Here is a 19,800-nt window from a genome sequence, read left to right as displayed (position 1 = left end):
CACGACCTAGGGGATCTCATGGACGACCAGGCTGCGGGCAGCCCGCAGGACGCCCACAGCGTCCCCATGTGCTACCGCCACCCGGACCGCGAGACCGGCATACGCTGCACCCGCTGCGAGCGCCCGATCTGCCCCGAGTGCATGGTCAACGCCTCCGTCGGCTTCCATTGCCCCGAGTGCGTCCGCAGTGGCTCCGGCACCGGTCACGCGCCCACGGCCGCGATGCCCCGGACGATCGGGGGCGGCGCCCTCACCGCCGATCCCCGCCTGCTGACCAAGATCCTCATCGGTATCAACCTGGCGGTGTTCATCGCCGTCTCCGTCCGCGAGTCGCTCCTGAACGACCTCGTCCTGCTCGGCGCCTGGCCGCCGGCGCCCTTCACACCCACACAGGGCGTGGCGGGCGGCGAGTGGTACCGCATGGTGACCGCGATGTTCACCCACCAGGAGATCTGGCACATCGCGTTCAACATGCTCAGCCTGTGGTGGCTCGGCGGCCCGCTCGAAGCGGCACTCGGCCGGGTCCGTTACCTCGCGCTCTACTTGGTCTCGGGCCTCGCGGGCAGCGCCCTGGCCTATCTGCTGACCTCTCCGAACACGGCGACGCTGGGCGCCTCCGGCGCGATCTTCGGCCTGTTCGGCGCCACGGCCGTGTTGATGCGCCGGCTCAATTACGACATGCGGCCGATCATCGCGCTGCTGGTGATCAACCTGATCTTCACCTTCAGCCCGGGCTTCAACATCTCCTGGCAGGCCCACATCGGAGGCCTTGTCGCCGGTGTCGTCGTCGGATACGCCATGGTCCATGCCCCGCGCGAGCGACGCGCCCTGATCCAGTACGGCACATGTGCGCTGGTCCTCGGCCTGGTCGTCCTGTTGACCCTGTTGAGGACGGCCCAACTCAGCTGAGCGCGGGTGTTGTCCACAGCGGGTTGCGGATCTTGTGCACAGCGTGCGGGAACACATGTGCCCCCTGCCACCGACCTGCGTTTCCGCAGGTCAGGCAGGAGGCGAACAAGTTTTCGAGATCCGGTACTTCCGTCATACCGGCGTCAACGCTCAACGAGTTATCCACAGATCGTCGTTCTTTTCCACCTGTGGAAAACTGCTGTGGATAACTCAGCGAACAACCCTGGGCAGGGCTGCGTTCACCTGCTGGCGAGCGCTACTTCCACTGGGTCGAGACACCGAATCCGGCAGCGATGAAGCCGAAGCCCACCACGATGTTCCAGTTGCCCAGCGAGTCGATGGGCAGCGAGCCGTCGGTGACGTAGAAGACCACGATCCAGGCCAGGCCGATGAGGAACATGGCCAGCATGACGGGCGCGACCCAGGCACGGCTGTTCAGCTTGATGGCGGTCGTCTGCTTCGCAGGCGGCGGCGTGTAGTCGGCCTTCTTGCGGATACGTGACTTCGGCACGAGGGTCTCTCCTGTCGATGCGCTGCGTGGCCGCGCAGGGAACTGAGTCGGTCTCGGGGCAACGTAAGGGGACTCTGAGCGCTCCCCCGGGCGTCCGTTAGCGTAGTGCTTCCGTGGCGCCGAAGGAGATAAGGGTACGTTGAGCAATTCTGCCGACTCCCCCGGGACGGGATCCACCCCTGAGCGCGCGCGCCGTTTCCGGCCCGTGCGGATCCTCACGGCGGCCGTGTTCGCTCTCGCGGGACTCATTTTCTTCACCAGCTTCAACACCGCCAAGGGCACCAACATCCGCACGGACACCTCGCTGCTGAAGCTGTCCGATCTCATCCAGGAGCGCAGCCGGGAGAACGGCGAGCTGGAACAGACCAACGGGACCCTGCGCAAGGAGATCGAGACGCTCGCCGAGCGCGACGACGGCAGCACCAGGGCGGAGGACGAGAAGCTCGCCGCCCTGGAGAAGCGCGCGGGCACGCAGAAGCTCAAGGGCGAATCGCTCACGGTCACGCTCAACGACGCCCCGCCGGACGCCACCGCCAAGCTGCCCGGCTATCCCGAGCCGCAGCCCGACTACCTGGTCATCCACCAGCAGGACCTCCAGGCCGTGGTGAACGCGCTGTGGCAGGGCGGGGCCAAGGGCATCAAGGTCATGGACCAGCGGCTGATCTCCACCAGCGCCGTGCGCTGCGTGGGCAACACCCTGATCCTTCAGGGCCGCGTCTACTCACCGCCGTACAAGATCACGGCGGTCGGTGACCCGGGCAAGCTCCAGAAGGCGCTCGCGGCGTCCCCGGCGATCCAGAACTACATGGTCTATGTCAACGTCTACGGGCTCGGCTGGAAAGTCGAGGAGAACGGGCCGGTGACTCTTCCCGGCTACTCGGGCACAGTGGATCTGCACTACGCGAAGCCCGTGGAGGAGTAGAGCCTGGCCGGGGGAGCCGCCGGTGCGTGTGATCGTCAGGACCGTCAGTGAACTGTGCATCACCGTCGGCAGCGTGATCGTGCTGTTCGTCGTCTACGTGCTGTTCTGGACCGGCGTGCAGGCCGACGACACCATGGACGACCAGATCGAACTGCTTCAGGAGCAGTGGGCGCAGCCGAGCGCGCCCCCCGCGGCGGCCGGCTCCTCCCCCGCGAGCCCTCCGAAACCCGCGCCCTACGCCAAGGGCAAGCCCTTCGCGATCATGTACGTCCCGCGTCTTGGTTTCACGTGGAACAAGCCGGTCCTCGAAGGCACGGCCACCGGCACCCTGAAGAAGGGCCTGGGCCACTACGCGGAGACGGCGCAGCTAGGCCAGAAGGGGAACTTCGCGGTCGCCGGCCACCGCCGCACCCATGGCGACCCCTTCAAGGACTTCCCCCAGCTGAGGCGTGGGGACGCCGTGGTGCTGACCGACGGCACGACCTGGTTCACGTATCGGGTCGACAAAGGCCCGTACAAAACAGTGCCCTCCGACATCGAGGTGATCGACCCTGTCCCACGTACATCCGGGTACACGCGTTCGGGCCGCTATCTGACGCTGACCACGTGCGAACCGGAATGGGGACACAGTCATCGGCTGATCGTCTGGGCGCATCTGGACTCCACCCAGCCCGTGGAGGCAGGGAAACCTGAGGCGTTGCGCCGCTAGTCTGGTGGCTGTACGGCGTGGGTCTGGTGCCGTGGTACGACGGAAGGGACGGCATGTACGGCTGGATCTGGCGGCATCTGCCGGGGAACACGTGGGTGAGGGCGCTGATCTCACTCGCCCTGGTCGTGGCCGTGGTCTACGTCCTCTTCCAGTACGTCTTCCCGTGGGCGGAACCGCTGCTGCCCTTCAACGATGTGACGGTGGACAACCAGTGAGCGCACGCATTCTCGTCGTCGACAACTACGACAGCTTCGTCTTCAACCTGGTCCAGTACCTGTACCAGCTGGGCGCCGAGTGCGAGGTCCTGCGCAACGACGAGGTGTCGACGGCGCATGCCCAGGACGGCTTCGACGGTGTCCTGCTCTCCCCGGGTCCGGGCACGCCGGAGGAGGCGGGCGTCTGCGTCGACATGGTCCGGCACTGCGCCGCCACGAGCGTCCCGGTCTTCGGTGTGTGCCTCGGCATGCAGTCGATGCAGGTGGCCTACGGCGGTGTGGTGGACCGCGCGCCCGAGCTGCTGCACGGCAAGACCTCGCTGGTCGAGCACACGAGCCGGGGTGTCTTCGCGGGCCTGCCCTCGCCCTTCACGGCGACGCGGTACCACTCGCTGGCCGCCGAGCCCGCGACGGTTCCGGCCGAGCTGGAGGTCACCGCCCGGACGCACGACGGCATCGTCATGGGCCTGAGGCACCGGGAACTTCCGGTCGAGGGTGTGCAGTTCCATCCCGAGTCGGTGCTGACCGAGCACGGACACCGGATGCTGGCCAACTGGCTGGTGGAGTGCGGCGACCAGGGTGCGGTGGCGAGGTCGGCCGGGCTCGCCCCGGTGGTGGGCAGGGCCACGGCGTGACCGCGCTGCGCCCCGAGCGCGAGTCCGACACCTCGTACGGGCAGCAGTCGTACGGGGTGCCGGGTGCGTTCGAGGACTGGTCGGGTGGAGGGGCGTACGGTGCTTCTCCGCAGCCGGAACCGCAGCCGCAGCCGTACATGTCAGAGCCGTACATGTCAGAGCCGGAGCCGCAGCCGTACGCGCCGCAGCAGCAGCCGTACGCGCCAGAGCCGTTCACGTCGGAACCGTTCGCGTCCGAGCCGGAGCCGTACCCCGCGTCGTACGAGCCCGTCCCGGACGAGCCGTACCGGCCTGTCGTCGACGAGGAGACGGTGGCGCTGCGGATACCGGATCCGCCGCCCGCGGCCGGTGACCCCACAGCCGGTTCTCCGGGCTCTTCCGCCACGCGGCACGACGGATCCGCCCGTGGCGGGCGCGCGGCCCGCAGAAAGGCCTCCAAACGCCGTCACGGGCGCCATGGCGGCGCTTCGGAGACCCGTCCGGCCCAGGACTCGGCCCAGGACGGGCGGCGGGCGCCGCTGTCGCGGGTCGAGGCGCGACGGCAGGCGCGGGCGCGCAAGCCGGGCCCGGCGGTGGTGGCCAGCCGGGCGGTAGGTGAGGTGTTCATCACGACCGGCGTGCTGATGCTGCTGTTCGTGACCTACCAGCTGTGGTGGACGAACGTCCGGGCGCACGCGCAGGCCGGCAAGGAGGCCAGCAGCCTCCAGGACAACTGGGCGAACGGCAAACGCAACCCAGGGGCCTTCGAGCCGGGGCAGGGCTTCGCCATCCTGCACATCCCGAAGCTGGACGTGGTGGTGCCGATCGCCGAGGGCACCAGCAACAAGGGTGTTCTCGACCGGGGCATGGTCGGCCACTACGCCGAGGGCGCGCTGAAGACCGCGATGCCGAGTGACAAGACCGGGAACTTCGGGCTCGCGGGCCACCGCAACACCCACGGAGAACCGTTCCGGTACATCAACAAGCTCACTCCGGGCGATCCCATCGTCGTGGAGACGCAGGACGAGTACTACGTCTACAAGATGGCGTCGATCCTGCCGGTCACCCCACCCAGCAACACGAGCGTCCTGAATCCCGTCCCCGCGGGGTCGGGATTCACCGAGCCCGGCCGCTACATCACGCTGACCACGTGCACGCCGGAGTTCACCAGCAAGTACCGGATGATCGTCTGGGGCAAGATGGTCGAGGAACGGCCGCGCAGCAAGGGCAAGCCGGATGCGCTCGTCAGTTAAGGGCAGATGACCAGTGGCAGCGACCACCGACACGGAGCACGAAGAGCACACCGGCGCGGCGGCGTCCCGGCCGTCCGCGGCCCGGCGCCGTCCCGGCCCGATCGCCATCGCGGTGAGCGTCTTCGGGGAACTCCTCATCACCGCGGGCCTGGTCCTGGGTCTGTTCGTCGCCTACTCGCTCTGGTGGACGAACGTGGTCGCCGACCGCGCGGCCGGGAAACAGGCGGACCAGGTCCGTGACGACTGGGCTGACGGCCGGGGTGGCCCGGGTGCGCTGGACACGAAGAACGGCATCGGGTTCCTGCATGTGCCGGCGATGAAGAACGGCGAGGTCCTGGTCGAGAAGGGCACGTCGAACAAGATCCTCAACGACGGTGTCGCCGGGTACTACACCGATCCCGTCAAGTCGGCCCTGCCGATGTCGGGCAAGACCGGCAACTTCTCCCTCGCCGCCCACCGGGACGGGCACGGCGCCAAGTTCCACAACATCGACAAGATCAAGAAGGGCGACCCGATCGTCTTCGAGACGAAGGACAAGTGGTACGTCTACAAGGTCTACGGCATCCTTCCCGAGACCTCGAAGTACAACGTCAAGGTCCTCTCGGCGGTCCCCAAGGAGTCCGGCAAGAAGAAGCCCGGGCACTACATCACTCTGACGACCTGCACGCCGGTGTACACGAGCACGTACCGCTACATCGTGTGGGGCGAACTGGAGCGGGTCGAGAAGGTCAACGCGGACCGGACACCGCCGAAGGAACTGAGCTCCTAGCGCGGTGATGTCGATCCCTCGGGCGCTCCGGGCGCGATGAGTTCACGGCGGTGCTCGCCGGAGGACGGGATGAGGGTGTTGAGCAGCGGGACGACGGCCCGGGCCCGGGTCCAGGACGCCCTCGCCGCCTACGAGACGGCCCGCCGCCCCGCCCAGCGCCCGGCCGGCGTCGCCCGCCTGATTCACCGTGCGGTGCACACCCGACGCCCGCTCGCCCCGGTGCGGAACGCCGCGATGCGCCTGTTCCTGACGGCCGACAGGCCACCGGCCTGACATACGGCAGGGCCCCGGCGCCCTGTCGAGGGTGCCGGGGCCCTGCCGTTGGTCGGGTACGACCCGACGGGTCAGTCCTCGTCGCGGCCGGTGATGCCGCCGAAGATGCCGCCGTTGCCGTTGCCGCCGCCGTTGTTGTTGCCGCCTCCGATGCCGACGGTCTGCAGAGTGATGACCGTGGCCGCCGGGTCGTCGACCTCCTGGTTGCCCTGCGGGTCCTGGCCGGAGACGATGGCGGTGTCGCTCTGGTCGCTGCCGCCCGCGAACTGGATGTTCGTGAAGCCGGCGGCCGCAAGGATCTGCTTGGCCTGGCCGACGTTCTGGCCGACGACCTGGGGCACGCGCGTCTTCTGCTGTTCCTTCTTCTTGCCGATCTGGATGTTGACCGACGAGTTCTTGTCGACGGAGGCGCCGGCCTGCGGCGTGGTCGTGATGACCTTGCCGACCTGGTTGTCGTCGTCGGTCTCCACCTCGGTGCAGTTGCCGACCAGGTTGCTGTCCTGCATCTGCTGCTTGGCCGCGTCACAGGTCTGGCCGAGCACGTCCGGGACGGTGGACTTCGCCGCTTCCTTGGCGATGGTGAGGGTGATGGTGGAGCCCTTCTCCACCTCCGCGCCCAGGCGCGGGTTCTGCTCGAGGACGGTGCCGGGGTCCTCCGGGGACTCCTTCGACTTCGTCTCTACCTGGAACTCGTACTTGTCGTCCCCCAGCGTCGCCTTGGCGTCGTCCAGGCTGTCGCCGACGACGCTCGGCACCGCGACCTTCGGCGCCCCGGTCGACACGACCAGGGAGATGGTGTCGCCCTTCTTGACGTTCGTTCCGGCTGTCGGGTCCTGCGAGCAGATGTTGCCCTTGGTCTGGTTCTCGCAGGCCTTCTTGCTGAAGGACAGTTCCAGGTCGGCGTTGGTGGCGAGCTTCCGGGCGTTCTGCTGGGTCTCACCGACGAAGTTGGGCGCCGCAAACGGGTCGTCGCTCGCGCCTCCGTTGCCGCTGAACGCCCACCGGCCGATCAGGATCGCTCCCACCAGCACCAGGATGCCCGCCACCACCAGCAGGATCGTCGAGGTGTTGGACTTGCGCTGCTGCCCGCGGCGCCGGTCGGGGCGGTCGTCGTAGCCGTAACCGCCGTCGTCCGGGCTCATGGGGGGCAGCATCGACGTGGCGCCCGCGCCGGAGTCCGCGCGCAGGGCCGTCGTCGGCTGGTCGTCGGGGTAGCCGCCGTAGCCCACCGAGCCCATCGCGGCCGTGGCCGCGACCGGCTGGCCGTCGAGGCAGGCCTCGATGTCGGCGCGCATCTCGTCGGCCGACTGGTAGCGGTAGTCCGGGTCCTTGACCAGCGCCTTCAGGACGATCGCGTCCATCTCGGGCGTGATCTCGGGGTCGAAGACCGAGGGGGCCTGCGCCTCTTCCCGTACGTGCTGGTATGCGACGGCCACCGGGGAGTCGCCGACGAAGGGAGGCCTTACCGTCAGCAGCTCGTACAGCAGGCAGCCGGTGGAGTAGAGGTCCGACCGCGCGTCGACCTGCTCGCCCTTCGCCTGCTCCGGCGAGAGGTACTGGGCCGTGCCGATGACCGCCGCGGTCTGCGTCATGGTCATGCCGGAGTCGCCCATGGCGCGGGCGATGCCGAAGTCCATCACCTTGACCTGGCCGTTGCGCGTCAGCATGACGTTCGCGGGCTTGATGTCGCGGTGGACGATGCCGTTGCGGTGGGCGTACTCCAGGCCTTGGAGGATGCCGATGGTCATCTCCATGGCCCGCTCCGGCAGCAGCTTGCGGCCGGAGTGGAGCAGCTCACGGAGCGTCGAGCCGTCCACGTACTCCATGACGATGTACGGGATCGACACGTTGTCGATGTAGTCCTCGCCCGTGTCGTAGACCGCGACGATCGCGGGATGGTTGAGCGAGGCGGCCGACTGGGCCTCCCGGCGGAACCGGGCCTGGAAGGAAGGGTCACGCGCGAGATCCGCGCGCAGCGTCTTCACCGCCACGGTGCGGCCGAGGCGGGTGTCATGCGCGAGGTAGACCTCCGCCATGCCACCACGCCCGAGCACCTGGCCCAGTTCGTACCGGCCGCCGAGGCGACGCGGCTCTTCCATAGCTACCTACCAGCCCTCTCCGTCGATCCCGACCGGAAGCTTGTACGGTCGGAGGCTGCCGTCCGGGCCTACCGTACCCGGCTCGCTTTGTGTGACCTGGCCAAGCCCGTCAGCCGATACAGGACCGGTATCGCAACGTGCACCGATGTGAAGCAGACGTGAGCGGGGTCACTCCTTGCTCTCGATGACCGCCTCCATCACGTTCCTCGCGATCGGCGCCGCGAGGCCGCCGCCGGAGATGTCGTCACGAACGGCCTTGTCGTCCTCGATCACGACCGCCACGGCGACCGGCGAGGTGCCGTCGTCACCCTTGGCGTACGAGATGAACCACGCGTAGGGGTTCTCGCTGTTGTCGACACCGTGCTGGGCGGTACCGGTCTTGCCGCCCACCTTGACGTTGGGGATCTTGGCGTTCGAGCCCGTGCCCTTCTCGACGACCGTCTCCATCATCGACTGGAGCTTCTGGGCGTTCTCCGAGGACAGCGGCTGGCTGAGCTCCTCGGGCTCGGTCTTCTCGAGGGTGTCGACGCTGCGGGCCTGGAGCTCGTCGACCATGTACGGCTTCATCAGCTTGCCGTCGTTGGCGACGGCCGAGGCGACCATGGCCATCTGCAGCGGGGTCGCGGCGGTGTTGAACTGGCCGATGGAGGAGAGCGCGGTCTGCGAGGCGTTCATGTCGTCGGAGAACACCGAGGCGTTGGCGCGGACCGGCGTGAACTGCTCCTCGGTGAAGCCGAACTTCTTTGCCATGTCCAGCATCTTGTCGTTGCCGAGGTCGGCGCCGATCTTGCCGAAGACGGTGTTGCAGGAGTACTGCAGGGCGACCCGGAGCGTGGCGTTCTTACAGGGGATGTTGCCCTCGTTCTTCAGCGGAGTCGTGGTGCCCGGCATGATCCACGGCAGCGGTGTCTCCGTCTTCTGGTCCGGGTCCGTGTACAGACCGTCCTCCAGGGCGGCGGCCGCGGTGAGGACCTTGAAGGTGGAGCCGGGCGGGTACGTCTCGCGCAGGGCCCGGTTGAGCATCGGGTCGTCCGGGTTGTTCTTCTTCTGGAGCTTCTGCCAGGCCTTGGTGTCCGTCGTCGTGGAGTTCCCGGCGAAGGACGACGGGTCGTACGACGGGTAGGAGGCCAGGGCCAGGATCTTGCCGGTGGACGGCTCCAGGGCGACGACGGAGCCCTTGCCGCCCTGCCTCTTCAGACCGTTGTACGCGGCCTTCTGCGCGGCGGCGTTCAGGGTCGTGACGACGTTGCCGCCCTCCTGCTTCTTGCCGGTGAGCATGTCGAGGGTGTTGCGGAAGAAGAGCCGGTCGTCGTTGCCGGTGAGGATGCCGTCCTCGATGGACTCCAGCTGGGTGGCGCCGAAGGCCTGCGAGGCGTACCCGGTGACCGGCGCCCACATCGCGCCGTCCTTGTAGGTCCGCTTGAACTTGAAGTCGCTGCCGGACGTCTCGGTCGAGCCGGTGATCGGCTGTCCGCCGACGATGATGTCGCCGCGCGGCGAGGCGTAGCGCTCGATGACGACGCGGCGGTTGTTCTTGTCGGTCCTCAGCTCGTCGGCCTGGACGTACTGGATCCAGTTGTCGCGGATCAGCAGTGCCAGAACGAGCAGGCCGCAGAAGATCGCGATCCGGCGCAGGGGCTTGTTCATGACGGGCGGACCACCTGGGTCATCTCGGCGTCGGGGTTGGCGGCGGGAGCGGGGGCCGGGCGTCGGGCGGTGTCGCTGATACGCAGCAGAACGCCGATCAGAGCCCAGTTGGCGATCACGGAGGAACCGCCGTAGGCCACGAACGGCAGCGTCATACCGGTCAGCGGGATGAGGCCCATGACACCGCCGGCCACGACGAAGACCTGGAGGCCGAAGGCGCCGGACAGGCCGATGGCCAGCAGTTTGCCGAACGGGTCGCGGGCCGCGAGCGCGGTGCGTACGCCCCTCTCGATGATCAGGCCGTAGAGCAGCAGGATCGCCATGACACCGGCGAGCCCCAGCTCCTCGCCGAAGGTGGCGAGGATGAAGTCGGAGTTGGCAGCGAAGCCGATGAGGTCGGAGTTGCCCTGCCCGAGGCCGGTGCCGAGGGTGCCACCGGAGCCGAAGGCCCACAGGGCCTGCATGGCCTGCTCGGAGTGGACGACGCCGTCCTGGACGCCGGCGCGGGAGAGTTCGAACTCGCGCATCGGGTCGAGCCAGGCATGCACGCGCGTCTGGATGTGCGGCTCGAAGCTCGCCACGCCGACGGCGCCGACCGCGGACATCAGCAGACCGAAGACGATCCAGCTGGTCCGCTCGGTGGCGACGTACAGCATGATGATGAACATCCCGAAGAACAGCAGCGACGTACCGAGGTCGGTCTCGAAGACCAGGATGAGGATCGAGATGACCCAGACGACGAGGATCGGACCCAGGTCGCGGCCGCGCGGCAGGTACAGGCCCATGAAGCGGCGGCTGGCCAGGGCGAGGGCGTCTCTCTTGACCATGAGGTAGCCGGCGAAGAAGACCGCCAGGGCGATCTTGGCGAACTCACCGGGCTGGAGCGTGCCGAGGCCGGGGATCTTGATCCAGATCTTGGCGCCGTAGATGTTCGCGCCGAGTCCCGGCACGAGCGGCAGGATCAGCAGGAACAGCGCTCCGGCCATGGAGATGTAGGTGTAGCGCTGGAGGACACGGTGGTCCTTGAGGAAGATCACCACGACCGCCAGCAGGGCGACGCCCATCGCCGAGTACAGCAGCTGGCGCGGTGCGGCTTCGGCGTAGTTGCTGAGTCGCTTGGACTGGTCCAGGCGCCAGATGACGACCAGACCGAGCCCGTTCAGCAGCGTCGCCAGCGGCAGCATCAGCGGGTCCGCGTACGGCGCGAACTTCCGTACGGTGAGATGGCCGACGCCCGCGAGCAGGCCGAGTCCGAGCCCGTAGCTCAGCAGGCCGGGCGGCACCGAGTCGTTGATGGCCAGCCCGACGTTGGCATAGGCGAACACCGGAATGACCACCGCGAAAGCCAGCAGCGCGAGCTCGGTGTTGCGCCGGCTCGGCGCGCCGATCGCGCCGATCGTGGATGTGTGGTGCGTCGGCGAGTGCGATGTGTTCGTACCGCTCATCGTGTAACAGGGCCTCTCACGGCTTGCCTACTGCTTACCGCACAGCGAGACGACCTTCTGCTCTTCCTCCGAGAGGCTGGGGCCGGGGCTGGGAGTAGGTGCGGTCGTGGACGGGTTCGGGGACTTTTCAGGCGCTGACGGCGAGCCCGACGGGTTCGACGGGTTCGGCGTCGGTGTGGCCTTGGACGTGAAGGAGGCGGGAGTGGTTCCCGTGGTGCCCCCGGCCTCGCCTTCGCCGGTCTTGGAGTTGTTCTGGCTCTCGGCTTCGCGCCGCTGCGCCTCCTTCTTGCACGCGGAGGCCTGCACCGACAGTTCCTGGATCTTCGCCTGGGCGTTCTTCAGCCCGCCCTCGGCGATGGTCGCCTCGACCAGCTTCTGCTGGTAGGGCGGCAGGTACTTGAGTTCGATCTCGGGGTGGTCCTTCTCGACCTCCGACAACGACACCCACGCCAGGTCCTGGCTGATGCCCCGGTACAGCGCGACGTGCTCGTCCTCGGCGCCGACGTAGTACTGCGTCTGCGTCCAGCGCCAGCCGCCGTACATACCGCCGCCGACGACGGCCAGCGCGAGGACGCCGTAGAGGGATCTCTTCAGCCAGCGGCCCTTCTTACGCGGCTTGACGAAGTCGTCGTCGCCGTAACCGAGGTCGGCCGCCGGGATGTAGCCGGTGGTGTCGCCGGAGCCGGGCGGACCGAACTCGCCGCCTCCGCCGCCCTGGCCGGGCCCCCGGCGGCCGAGCCCGGAGGCGCGGCCGGCGGGGGTCTGCATGAAGGCGTTGTCCTGCAGCTGGTGCTGGTTCTCGGCGACGGCGCCGACCACGACCGGGGTGTCGGACAGCTGCCCCGCGAGGGTGTCGCCGGTGTCGAGGTCGAGGACGTCGGCGACGATGACGGTGATGTTGTCCGGGCCGCCGCCGCGCAGCGCCAGCTCGATCAGGTTCTGGACGGTCTCCTGGGGGCCCTGGTAGCTGGCGAGGGTGTCCTCCAGCGTCTGGTGGGACACCACGCCGGACAGGCCGTCGGAGCAGATCAGGTAGCGGTCGCCGGCGCGGACCTCGCGGATGGACAGGTCCGGCTCGACGTGGTCGCCGCTGCCGAGCGCGCGCATGAGGAGCGAGCGCTGCGGGTGGGTCGTGGCCTCCTCCTCGGTGATGCGGCCCTCGTCGACCAGGCGCTGCACCCAGGTGTGGTCCTGCGTGATCTGCGTCAGTACGCCGTCGCGGAGGAGGTACGCGCGGGAGTCGCCGACGTGGACCAGGCCGAGGCGCTGACCGGTCCAGAGCAGGGCGGTGAGGGTGGTCCCCATGCCCTCCAGCTGGGGGTCCTCCTCGACCATCGAGCGCAGCTGGTCGTTGGCGCGCTGTACGGCCATGCCGAGCGAGGTGAGGATGTCGGAGCCGGGGACGTCGTCGTCGAGCGCGACGATCGTGGAGATGGCTTCGGAGGAGGCGACCTCGCCCGCCGCGGCGCCGCCCATGCCGTCGGCGATGGCGAGCAGGCGCGGGCCGGCGTACCCGGAGTCCTCGTTGCCCTCCCGGATCATCCCCTTGTGCGATCCGGCCGCGAAGCGCAGTGACAGACTCATGCGCACCTCGCCTGTCGGCTCCGGGTACAGCCGGTCGTGTCGAGCCACACTGCCCACCCTCCGGTCGGGAGCGCGCGGGGGCCCGGGGTGGGGCCCGCCACTGCGTGCTCGCTCCGCTCGCGCCTATCCATGATGTAGCACTACTTCCGCAGCTCGATGACGGTCTTGCCGATGCGGATCGGCGCGCCCAGCGCAATCGGTGTGGGAGTCGTCAGCCGGTTCCGGTCCAGGTACGTGCCGTTGGTGGAGCCGAGGTCCTCGACGATCCACTGGCCGTCGCGGTCCGGGTAGATCCTGGCATGGCGGCTGGAGGCGTAGTCGTCGTCCAGCACGATCGTCGAGTCGTGCGCCCGGCCCAGGGTGATGGTCTGGCCCTGGAGCGCGACCGTGGTGCCGGTGAGGGTGCCCTCGGTCACGACCAGCTTGGTGGGAGCGTTACGGCCGCGTCGGCCGCCGCCGGACTGCTGGCGCTGCTGCGGCGGCGCCTGGCGGGCGGCCTGCTGCTGCCGGCCGGCCTCCCGTCGCGATCCGCGCTGGGTGACGCGCGTACCGAACAGGTCGCTCCGGATGACCTGCACGGCCACGATCACGAACAGCCACAGAACGGCCAGGAAACCCAGCCGCATGACCGTGAGGGTCAGCTCTGACATTGCCCCCGCTTCACCCTTCGGCTTGCCGGTAAATGATGGTGGTGCTGCCCACGACGATCCGCGAGCCGTCGCGGAGCGTAGCGCGGGTGGTGTGCTGCCCGTCCACCACGATGCCGTTGGTGGATCCGAGATCCTGGATCGTCGAGGGCGTTCCGGTCCGGATCTCGCAGTGCCGGCGGGAGACGCCGGGGTCGTCGATCCGCACGTCGGCGTCGGTGCTGCGGCCCAGCACCAGCGTCGGGCGGGAGATCTGATGGCGCGTGCCGTTGATCTCGATCCAGTGGCGGGTGCGTCCGCCGGCCGCCGGGGCGGCCGGGGGCCGCTGGCCGCCCGCGGGCGCGGCGGGCTGCGGGTAGCCGTATCCGCCGGGGCGGCCGCCGGGTGGCGGCGCGGACGGCATGGGCGGGGCGCCCGCGGGCGCGGCGGGCTGCGGGTAGCCGTATCCGCCGGGGCGTCCGGCGGGCGGGGCGGCGGGCGCGGCACCGGCCCCCGGGGCCTGCTGGCTGCTGGAGGAGGCGAGCGTACGGCTGCGCACCCGGTACAGGCCGGTGTCCAGGTCGTCCGCCTTCTCCAGGTGCACCTTGATCGGGCCCATGAAGGTGTAGCGCTGCTGCTTGGCGTAGTCACGCACCATGCCGGCGAGCTCGTCGCCGAGCTGGCCGGAGTAGGGGCTGAGCCGCTCGAAGTCCGGCGTGCTCAGCTCCACGATGAAGTCGTTGGGCACGACCGTCCGGTCGCGGTTCCAGATGGTGGCGTTGTTGTCGCACTCGCGCTGGAGCGCGCCGGCGATCTCCACGGGCTGGACCTCGGACTTGAACACCTTCGCGAAGGTGCCGTTGACCAGACCTTCGAGACGCTGCTCGAACTTCTTCAGGACTCCCATGGGGCACCTCCTCCGTCGCTGCCGTCCTGTGTGCTGCCCTGCGGGCCGCTTGCCTGGTACTGCTTACTGATCGTATCCACGCGCCGCTCGATCGGCTGGTTCCCCCTGTCAGCACGGCCGACGGGTGTCGACGCTTGACGAAGTTCCCTGTGGAGCTCCCCTTCGAACTCCTCCGGTGGTACGGCTGCCGCGCAACCGCTCTCGCGTACTCCCGACAAGGATCGTAGAGGCGGCCGAAGACCAGTGTCCCGCACCCGGCTGTGGACCCGGACCGCCTCCTGGGGAGACAGGGGGTACCGGTACGAGGTTGATACGTGAAGCGCTACGCGTTGATACGTGGCCAGGGCACCGAAGGTTCGGCGGCGGGTCTGCCTGCGGAGGAAGGGATGTGAATCCACCCCGACCCGCGTGCTAATGTTCTGGGTGTCGGAAGGCGCCAGGCCCCAAGGGGCAGGAGCCCACGACACACCCAATGCGCGGGTGGCGGAATAGGCAGACGCGCTGGATTCAGGTTCCAGTGCCCGCAAGGGCGTGGGGGTTCAACTCCCCCCTCGCGCACCAAGGAGCACCGACGAAAGTGCTCTAGCTGCACCGACGGAATGGGCGGCATCGCGATGGCGATGCCGCCCATTCCTGTTTCTGCGGTGTGATGTCTGTCTCTGGGCACGGTGAAGCGGACCGTCGGTGGCTGAGGGCCGCCGGCGGTCCGCGTTCATGGGTGGATCTTGCTTGAGTAGCTCTTGGATCGTGCCCTCTGTGAGGAAGGTCTCAGCGCTGGGTGATGTGGCCCTTGGGGGTCCAAGTGCCCAGAGGCTTGGTCCTGCGGCGGCGGGTGGGCCGTCGGCGGGGCCGTTCGCCGCCCAGAGCGATGGCGTCGGCCCAGGAGGCGAGTTTGCGGCGGTTGGCGTGGGCGAGCTGGAAGGCCAGGAGGAGGGTCTGGGCCGCGATGCCGCGGATGCCGCGGATGCGGCGGGTGCCGGCGTCTTCGAGGCGTTCCTGGAGGCGGTCCTTGGCGAAGCCGTTGATGCCTTCGACGCTGTTGCGGAGCCGGAAGTAGACCCGTTGCCAGGCTTCGGAGCCGTACTGGAGGGGCTGCCAGAGGTTGGCGCCGGCTTCCGGGGGACGGTGAGAGTGCGCTGGACGCAGCACAGCGGTGAGCCGGCCGGGTTCGGGACGGGGTCGACGAGGGGCAGGTGGATGCCGCGGCCGAGCGTGCGGGGCTTGAGAGGGCACTGCGCGCGGTTGGCTTCTGCCGGGCATATCACGCGGCGGTGAAACATGGCCGCCGGGGCCGTACGGCTGTCGGCGGACGACCTGGCAGCACTGTGCGCGGGCTTGCCATCCAGGCCACTGCGGCGCATATGACAATTATTTCAGCCTCAGATGTGCCAAGTAATGAGCGCCGTCAAGATGTACGTCACTCAAGGACCAAGGTGTCGGCGCCACCAGTTCCTCCAACTCCTCTGGAGAGAGGAAAAGGTAGTCGAACCAGTCGGTTACGACGGCTCGGTGACTGATGCGGATACTCCATTGGCCGGGGAGCCGTCCCCGCTGCCGATTGCGCTCGCGATAGCGGACGTCGTGGTCGTCCACGAAGGCAGCGTGGTCGATCGTCGTACCGAGCAAGGAGGCGCCATCACGGGCTGTCCGGGCCAGCGCGGTCAGGATGGTGGGTGCGGTTTCCCTGTCCTGCAGGAGCCCGAGGCCGTTTCCGGCCATGACGATGGTATCGAAGGGCTTGTGGAGCGGGGGGAGATCGGTGATGGAGGCAACTGCCGCGTCGATGCCCCGTGACGTGCAGAGACGCACTGCTCCCGGTGACGAGTCGATTCCGTACACCCGGTTACCGCGCTGCTGTATTTCCACAGCGAGGCGGCCACCTCCACACCCCACATCGAGGACGTCTCCGCGGGCTCGGTGCACGATCATCTGCTCCGGGGCAGTCCAGTCGGAGTACGGGGCGAAGTAGACGCGTGCATCGCTGACGACGGTTCGTCCATCGTCACGTTCCACAGTTTCGTCCAACGCGTGGGGTGGCCCCGTCGGATTCCAGCACTCGTGCAGGAGCATTCCGAAGGCGTCGCCCACCTGCGGACGATGTAAGATGTCTTGTGCGTTCATCGTGGACTCTTATTCATTTTTCCGATCCGATTTCGTATTCCGCTGCCGTCTGATATGGGATTCCGCCACTCTTCGGAACAGAGCGTGAGTCTCCCTCTCATGGGTTGGGTCCGGTCCGAACAGGCGATTGTGATGCATATGAAGCAGGCTCAGGATGACAGTGTCCTGCCTGTTCTCCCGTTCGTCGCTCGTCACCCCGGGAAGTAATTCCGCGCCGAGCCGCCGGGCGGCGGTGCGGCCAGACCGTAGTAGCTCAGCCCACTGATGAGGCAAGGGCGTGGACGCGTAGTCCCGTATGTGGCCAGGTACCGCTATCTGCGAGGCCAGCGACAACTCCGGCTTTGTGAAGGGCCCGTCGGAGAATGTACGGACGACCCATGTGGGCCAGTCCCAGTCCCCCAGCGACTCCAGCAGAACGGCGTAGTTCACCGCTGCGAGCACTCGCTTCGGGATACGGTTTCCCTCCCGGGTCTGGGCGAGGAATCGGAGCTGCTGGACAACCAGCCGGCTGTCGGTGCAGAACATCTCCTCAGCCAACTTCATGGTTTCGGGGCCGCCGTATCTCATCACCTCCGGTTCGTACGAGGCCACGACGGTCTCTCTGATCAGGCCGGAGCGCTGCCACGCGTGTGTGCTGTCGAGGAGCTGGGGCCAGACCCGCTGGGTGACACTGCGCCTGTCACTGTGAATGCGTAGCCGGATGTGGTGATCGGGGTCCCGGAAGCGGACGAAGAACCAGCTGTCGATGTCTGACGTCAGGCGCTCGATCAGCTCGGGGATGTGGTTCGTGAGCAGCTCTTCGTGTACTTCGGGACCACAGTAGAGCTTAACGAATGTCCATTCGCTGCCCGGTGGGTAATCGATCCTCTCAGCCAGGCGCTCACGCTCCAGCACATGGCTGACAGGATGGGGCGGTTCGGTCGGCGCAGCGCGCAGGAGCGGTATCACAACTTCGGTGCGCCGGCCTCCAGACCAGCCGTGAGAATTGCTGCCCCCCGGTCTCTCAGTGATGGCAATGCCGGGACGGCGTACGATGTCGCGGCGCAAGATTTCGCGGTGGAACGCATTCTCCAAGTCCAGCTCGTACGCGCGATCGTGATGTGCCACGTTCACCAGCGCGGGAATCCGTAACCGCGTGCGCCACGAGGCGACAGTGGTGTCCCACTGGTCGGAGCTCGTCGCCGCGCGCGCCAAGTCCAAGCCGGGGCGCCAGGTGAGCGGCGACAGTATGGTTCTGCCCAGCCGTACTCGGGGAACGCAGGGAAGACTGGAGTACGGTGACCAGTCCCACGGCTGCCAGACCTTGCCCTCGTGGCAGTGCCGCAGTTCGGCGAGCAGCCTGACGAGGTTGGGTGCGGTCGCCGGCAAGGACACCGCGTGAGGCAGCAGTGGGAAGACCTCCTGTCCGGTTCTGTGCCAGTGCAGTCGCAGACGGTCTCCGTCGTCGGCGACGATCAGGTCCCTCCAGTCGATGACCCCGGGGGCTCGACTGTCGTGAAACACCCCGATCGGAATGGTGTGCGGGGTCAGATCGGGCACTTGCATGAGATTGAGCGCCCGCGGCATTGCCGGAAGGAAGCGGATCTGCGCCACGATGCCGCCTGGGCTGCCCCGCCGTACGAGGTCACTCAATGCGGCAGACATATCCGTGACGTCAGTGAACCTACCGGAGAGCTCACCGGCAGACCGTGCCGCCGCGGTGGGCGTCATGGCCATCTCGAATGCGCCGGACTCCAGCCCTTCCGAGCTCTCGGCGAGCAGTTGGAAGCACAGTTCGAGGGAAGGAGGGGGTGGGAGCCGAGAGGGGACGGTGAGTTCCTCGATGTCCTCGCCGGTGAGTCTGATCTCGCGCTGCGGATCGGATAGACCACGGTTTACCAACTCGCCGAGGTACAGCGCGCGTTTGCTGCTCGGGTCGGTGGGCGAGTCCGAGTCTGCGAGGGCCTGGCGATAGGGGACGGCAGGATGCAGGTATGTCTGAGGGAATCCCAGGCCCGTGTGGGGATTCACCATTTCGGTCAAGCGGACGGCGCCTCGTCGGCCGTACTTCGCGAGGAAGGCGCGTCGATATGCCTTTATATGCGAGTAGGTTCCGGAGCCGTAGGAGATGCGCCAGAGGACTGAAGCACATTGTTCTGCCTCGCGCTTCACTTCGTCGGGCACCGTCATCTCGACCTGAGCCTGGAGATCGACCTGGGGCAGTGCCGGGATACCGTTGCTCTGCTCCGAGATGGTGCCGGTGAGGGCAACGAGTCGCCGCCATGCGCCGGTCCCTTGGCCGGGTGCGGTGTCGGCATAGGCACGCAGGGCTGATCGGGCCTGGCGCAGGGGCTCGGAGTGCGAGGTGTGCTGCCGCAGTTCGTCCAATCGGTTCAGGAAGGCCTCGTCGATGCGGTCCGAGGACAGCTCGGTGAGCAGGATCTCGTCCGCGACGAGGCGGGCGAGGACCTCCTCCAATCCCTGCTCGGGGAGGCCTGGGAACTCCCGTCCCGCTTGCGCGAGCAGGTCTCCGTAGCGAAGGGGGTGTACGGCCTTCTTCATGATCCATGAGACGACAGCGGTGTTTCTGAGGGACAGTTCGCGGCCTGCCCTGACCGTGGTATCGGTCGTTGAGGACGATGTGGGGCGCTGCCTCACGTAAGGGAGGATCAGCCGATCACCACGTTCGAAGCAAAGGCTGTTCGCCATCACGTGGGTGGCGTGACGCATTGCTGGGTCCTTCAGCCATGTACGGGTCACTCCGTCCAGCCACTCGGAATCGAACCGTAGCTGCTTTCGCCACTGGACCGGTTCCGGAGACCAGGACGGCGTCACCCGTCGTGGCGCCTTGTCGGCTGCCAGCGTTGCTCCTGCATACAGTCCGAACGGCGTCGGTCTGCCGGTGATCCGCAGTGCGTAGCGAGTGGCGGAAATCGCTGCCCGTATCAGCTTCTTCCGGCGGGGAACTGCGCCACCGGAAATTTGCCGGAGGGCATCTGACAGTGCTGAACTGGACACGGCGATCGCTTCGGTGAGAACCGGGTTCCGGGACAGCATCCGAATGTATGAGGCGACGGTGCTGTCGTCCGGTACACCCTCCCTGCCGAAGTCAGCGATGAGCGTTGCGAATTCGTCGGAGCGCAGGACGTTCAATCGCAGCAGAAGGGGTTCTGTGGCGGTGAAGCTCGTCCGCTGAGGCAAGGACGTCTCGTTTCAC

The 19,800-nt window shown here is 67.6% G+C and carries 18 protein-coding genes and 1 tRNA gene; 9 read left to right on the top strand and 10 right to left on the bottom strand.

What is annotated here, in order from left to right:
* Positions 1–18: 18 nt before the first annotated feature.
* Positions 19–909, top strand: coding sequence for a rhomboid family intramembrane serine protease (locus tag ACZ6TU_RS29380; RefSeq protein ID WP_467678149.1), 891 nt, complete (start codon positions 19–21; stop codon positions 907–909).
* A gap of 256 nt (positions 910–1,165) precedes the next feature.
* On the opposite strand, the gene crgA is transcribed toward ACZ6TU_RS29380, so the two are convergent.
* Entirely contained in the window at positions 1,166–1,420 is a 255-nt protein-coding gene (crgA, locus tag ACZ6TU_RS29375; protein WP_059417130.1) for a cell division protein CrgA, read from the bottom strand.
* A 139-nt stretch (positions 1,421–1,559) separates the two neighbouring features.
* Here crgA and ACZ6TU_RS29370 point away from each other — a divergent pair, with 139 nt between their 5' ends.
* From ACZ6TU_RS29370 to ACZ6TU_RS29340, 7 genes are all read left to right on the top strand, one after another.
* Complete coding sequence (locus tag ACZ6TU_RS29370; RefSeq protein ID WP_467678151.1) at positions 1,560–2,342, top strand: DUF881 domain-containing protein; 783 nt, start codon at positions 1,560–1,562, stop codon at positions 2,340–2,342.
* A 22-nt stretch (positions 2,343–2,364) separates the two neighbouring features.
* A complete protein-coding gene (locus ACZ6TU_RS29365; protein WP_467678153.1) occupies positions 2,365–3,051 on the top strand; it encodes a class E sortase in 687 nt (228 codons plus the stop codon).
* A gap of 17 nt (positions 3,052–3,068) precedes the next feature.
* Positions 3,069–3,266: a hypothetical protein gene (locus ACZ6TU_RS29360; protein ID WP_059417127.1), complete on the top strand. Its 198-nt coding sequence runs from the start codon at positions 3,069–3,071 to the stop codon at positions 3,264–3,266.
* Positions 3,263–3,901, top strand: coding sequence for an aminodeoxychorismate/anthranilate synthase component II (locus ACZ6TU_RS29355; RefSeq protein ID WP_467678155.1), 639 nt, complete (start codon positions 3,263–3,265; stop codon positions 3,899–3,901). The genes ACZ6TU_RS29360 and ACZ6TU_RS29355 overlap by 4 nt, the downstream gene beginning before the upstream one ends.
* Positions 3,898–5,133 carry a class E sortase gene (locus ACZ6TU_RS29350; protein WP_467678157.1) on the top strand — a complete coding sequence of 412 codons (1,236 nt, stop codon included), beginning with the start codon at positions 3,898–3,900 and terminating at the stop codon, positions 5,131–5,133. The genes ACZ6TU_RS29355 and ACZ6TU_RS29350 overlap by 4 nt, the downstream gene beginning before the upstream one ends.
* Positions 5,134–5,146: 13 nt before the next feature.
* A complete protein-coding gene (locus tag ACZ6TU_RS29345; RefSeq protein WP_467678159.1) occupies positions 5,147–5,902 on the top strand; it encodes a class E sortase in 756 nt (251 codons plus the stop codon).
* A 69-nt stretch (positions 5,903–5,971) separates the two neighbouring features.
* Positions 5,972–6,175 (top strand): hypothetical protein, encoded by a 204-nt coding sequence (locus ACZ6TU_RS29340; protein WP_467678161.1) that lies wholly within the window; start codon positions 5,972–5,974, stop codon positions 6,173–6,175.
* Between the two features lie 71 nt (positions 6,176–6,246).
* Here ACZ6TU_RS29340 and pknB read toward each other — a convergent pair whose 3' ends face one another.
* The 6 genes from pknB to ACZ6TU_RS29310 all read right to left on the bottom strand — a co-directional run bounded on the left by pknB (position 6,247) and on the right by ACZ6TU_RS29310 (position 14,483).
* The gene (gene pknB / locus ACZ6TU_RS29335; protein ID WP_467678163.1) at positions 6,247–8,274 is read right to left on the bottom strand and encodes a Stk1 family PASTA domain-containing Ser/Thr kinase; all 2,028 of its coding nucleotides are present in this window, start codon (positions 8,272–8,274) and stop codon (positions 6,247–6,249) included.
* Positions 8,275–8,442: 168 nt separating this feature from the next.
* Positions 8,443–9,921, bottom strand: a complete 1,479-nt coding sequence (locus ACZ6TU_RS29330) for a peptidoglycan D,D-transpeptidase FtsI family protein (protein ID WP_467678165.1) — start codon at positions 9,919–9,921, stop codon at positions 8,443–8,445.
* The gene (locus tag ACZ6TU_RS29325) at positions 9,918–11,366 is read right to left on the bottom strand and encodes an FtsW/RodA/SpoVE family cell cycle protein (protein WP_467678167.1); all 1,449 of its coding nucleotides are present in this window, start codon (positions 11,364–11,366) and stop codon (positions 9,918–9,920) included. Before ACZ6TU_RS29325 ends, ACZ6TU_RS29330 begins: the two co-directional genes overlap by 4 nt.
* A gap of 27 nt (positions 11,367–11,393) precedes the next feature.
* Positions 11,394–12,950, bottom strand: a complete 1,557-nt coding sequence (locus tag ACZ6TU_RS29320; RefSeq protein ID WP_467678169.1) for a Stp1/IreP family PP2C-type Ser/Thr phosphatase — start codon at positions 12,948–12,950, stop codon at positions 11,394–11,396.
* A 140-nt stretch (positions 12,951–13,090) separates the two neighbouring features.
* Entirely contained in the window at positions 13,091–13,600 is a 510-nt protein-coding gene (locus tag ACZ6TU_RS29315; protein ID WP_020273104.1) for an FHA domain-containing protein FhaB/FipA, read from the bottom strand.
* A gap of 10 nt (positions 13,601–13,610) precedes the next feature.
* Complete coding sequence (locus ACZ6TU_RS29310; protein WP_467678171.1) at positions 13,611–14,483, bottom strand: FhaA domain-containing protein; 873 nt, start codon at positions 14,481–14,483, stop codon at positions 13,611–13,613.
* A gap of 474 nt (positions 14,484–14,957) precedes the next feature.
* Here ACZ6TU_RS29310 and ACZ6TU_RS29305 point away from each other — a divergent pair.
* Positions 14,958–15,044, top strand: a tRNA-Leu gene (locus ACZ6TU_RS29305).
* A gap of 207 nt (positions 15,045–15,251) precedes the next feature.
* Here ACZ6TU_RS29305 and ACZ6TU_RS29300 read toward each other — a convergent pair.
* The 3 genes from ACZ6TU_RS29300 to ACZ6TU_RS29290 all read right to left on the bottom strand — a co-directional run bounded on the left by ACZ6TU_RS29300 (position 15,252) and on the right by ACZ6TU_RS29290 (position 19,784).
* A complete protein-coding gene (locus ACZ6TU_RS29300) occupies positions 15,252–15,632 on the bottom strand; it encodes a hypothetical protein (RefSeq protein WP_469552055.1) in 381 nt (126 codons plus the stop codon).
* Between the two features lie 219 nt (positions 15,633–15,851).
* Entirely contained in the window at positions 15,852–16,571 is a 720-nt protein-coding gene (locus tag ACZ6TU_RS29295) for a class I SAM-dependent methyltransferase (protein WP_467678175.1), read from the bottom strand.
* A gap of 42 nt (positions 16,572–16,613) precedes the next feature.
* A complete protein-coding gene (locus ACZ6TU_RS29290) occupies positions 16,614–19,784 on the bottom strand; it encodes a lantibiotic dehydratase (RefSeq protein WP_469552053.1) in 3,171 nt (1,056 codons plus the stop codon).
* Positions 19,785–19,800 lie beyond the last annotated feature (16 nt).

It is taken from the genome of Streptomyces sp. NPDC052064, assembly GCF_055585925.1.
This window is presented reverse-complemented; position numbering and strand designations above follow the sequence as displayed.

Bases quoted from the DNA above. Each gene is read 5' to 3' on its own strand.
- ACZ6TU_RS29380 (WP_467678149.1), top strand. From the start codon at position 19: ATGGACGACCAGGCTGCGGGCAGCCCGCAGGACGCCCACAGCGTCCCC.
- ACZ6TU_RS29320 (WP_467678169.1), bottom strand. From the start codon at position 12,950: ATGAGTCTGTCACTGCGCTTCGCGGCCGGATCGCACAAGGGGATGATC.
- ACZ6TU_RS29325 (WP_467678167.1), bottom strand. From the start codon at position 11,366: ATGAGCGGTACGAACACATCGCACTCGCCGACGCACCACACATCCACG.
- ACZ6TU_RS29340 (WP_467678161.1), top strand. From the start codon at position 5,972: ATGAGGGTGTTGAGCAGCGGGACGACGGCCCGGGCCCGGGTCCAGGAC.
- ACZ6TU_RS29315 (WP_020273104.1), bottom strand. From the start codon at position 13,600: ATGTCAGAGCTGACCCTCACGGTCATGCGGCTGGGTTTCCTGGCCGTT.
- pknB (WP_467678163.1), bottom strand. From the start codon at position 8,274: ATGGAAGAGCCGCGTCGCCTCGGCGGCCGGTACGAACTGGGCCAGGTG.
- ACZ6TU_RS29310 (WP_467678171.1), bottom strand. From the start codon at position 14,483: ATGGGAGTCCTGAAGAAGTTCGAGCAGCGTCTCGAAGGTCTGGTCAAC.
- ACZ6TU_RS29330 (WP_467678165.1), bottom strand. From the start codon at position 9,921: ATGAACAAGCCCCTGCGCCGGATCGCGATCTTCTGCGGCCTGCTCGTT.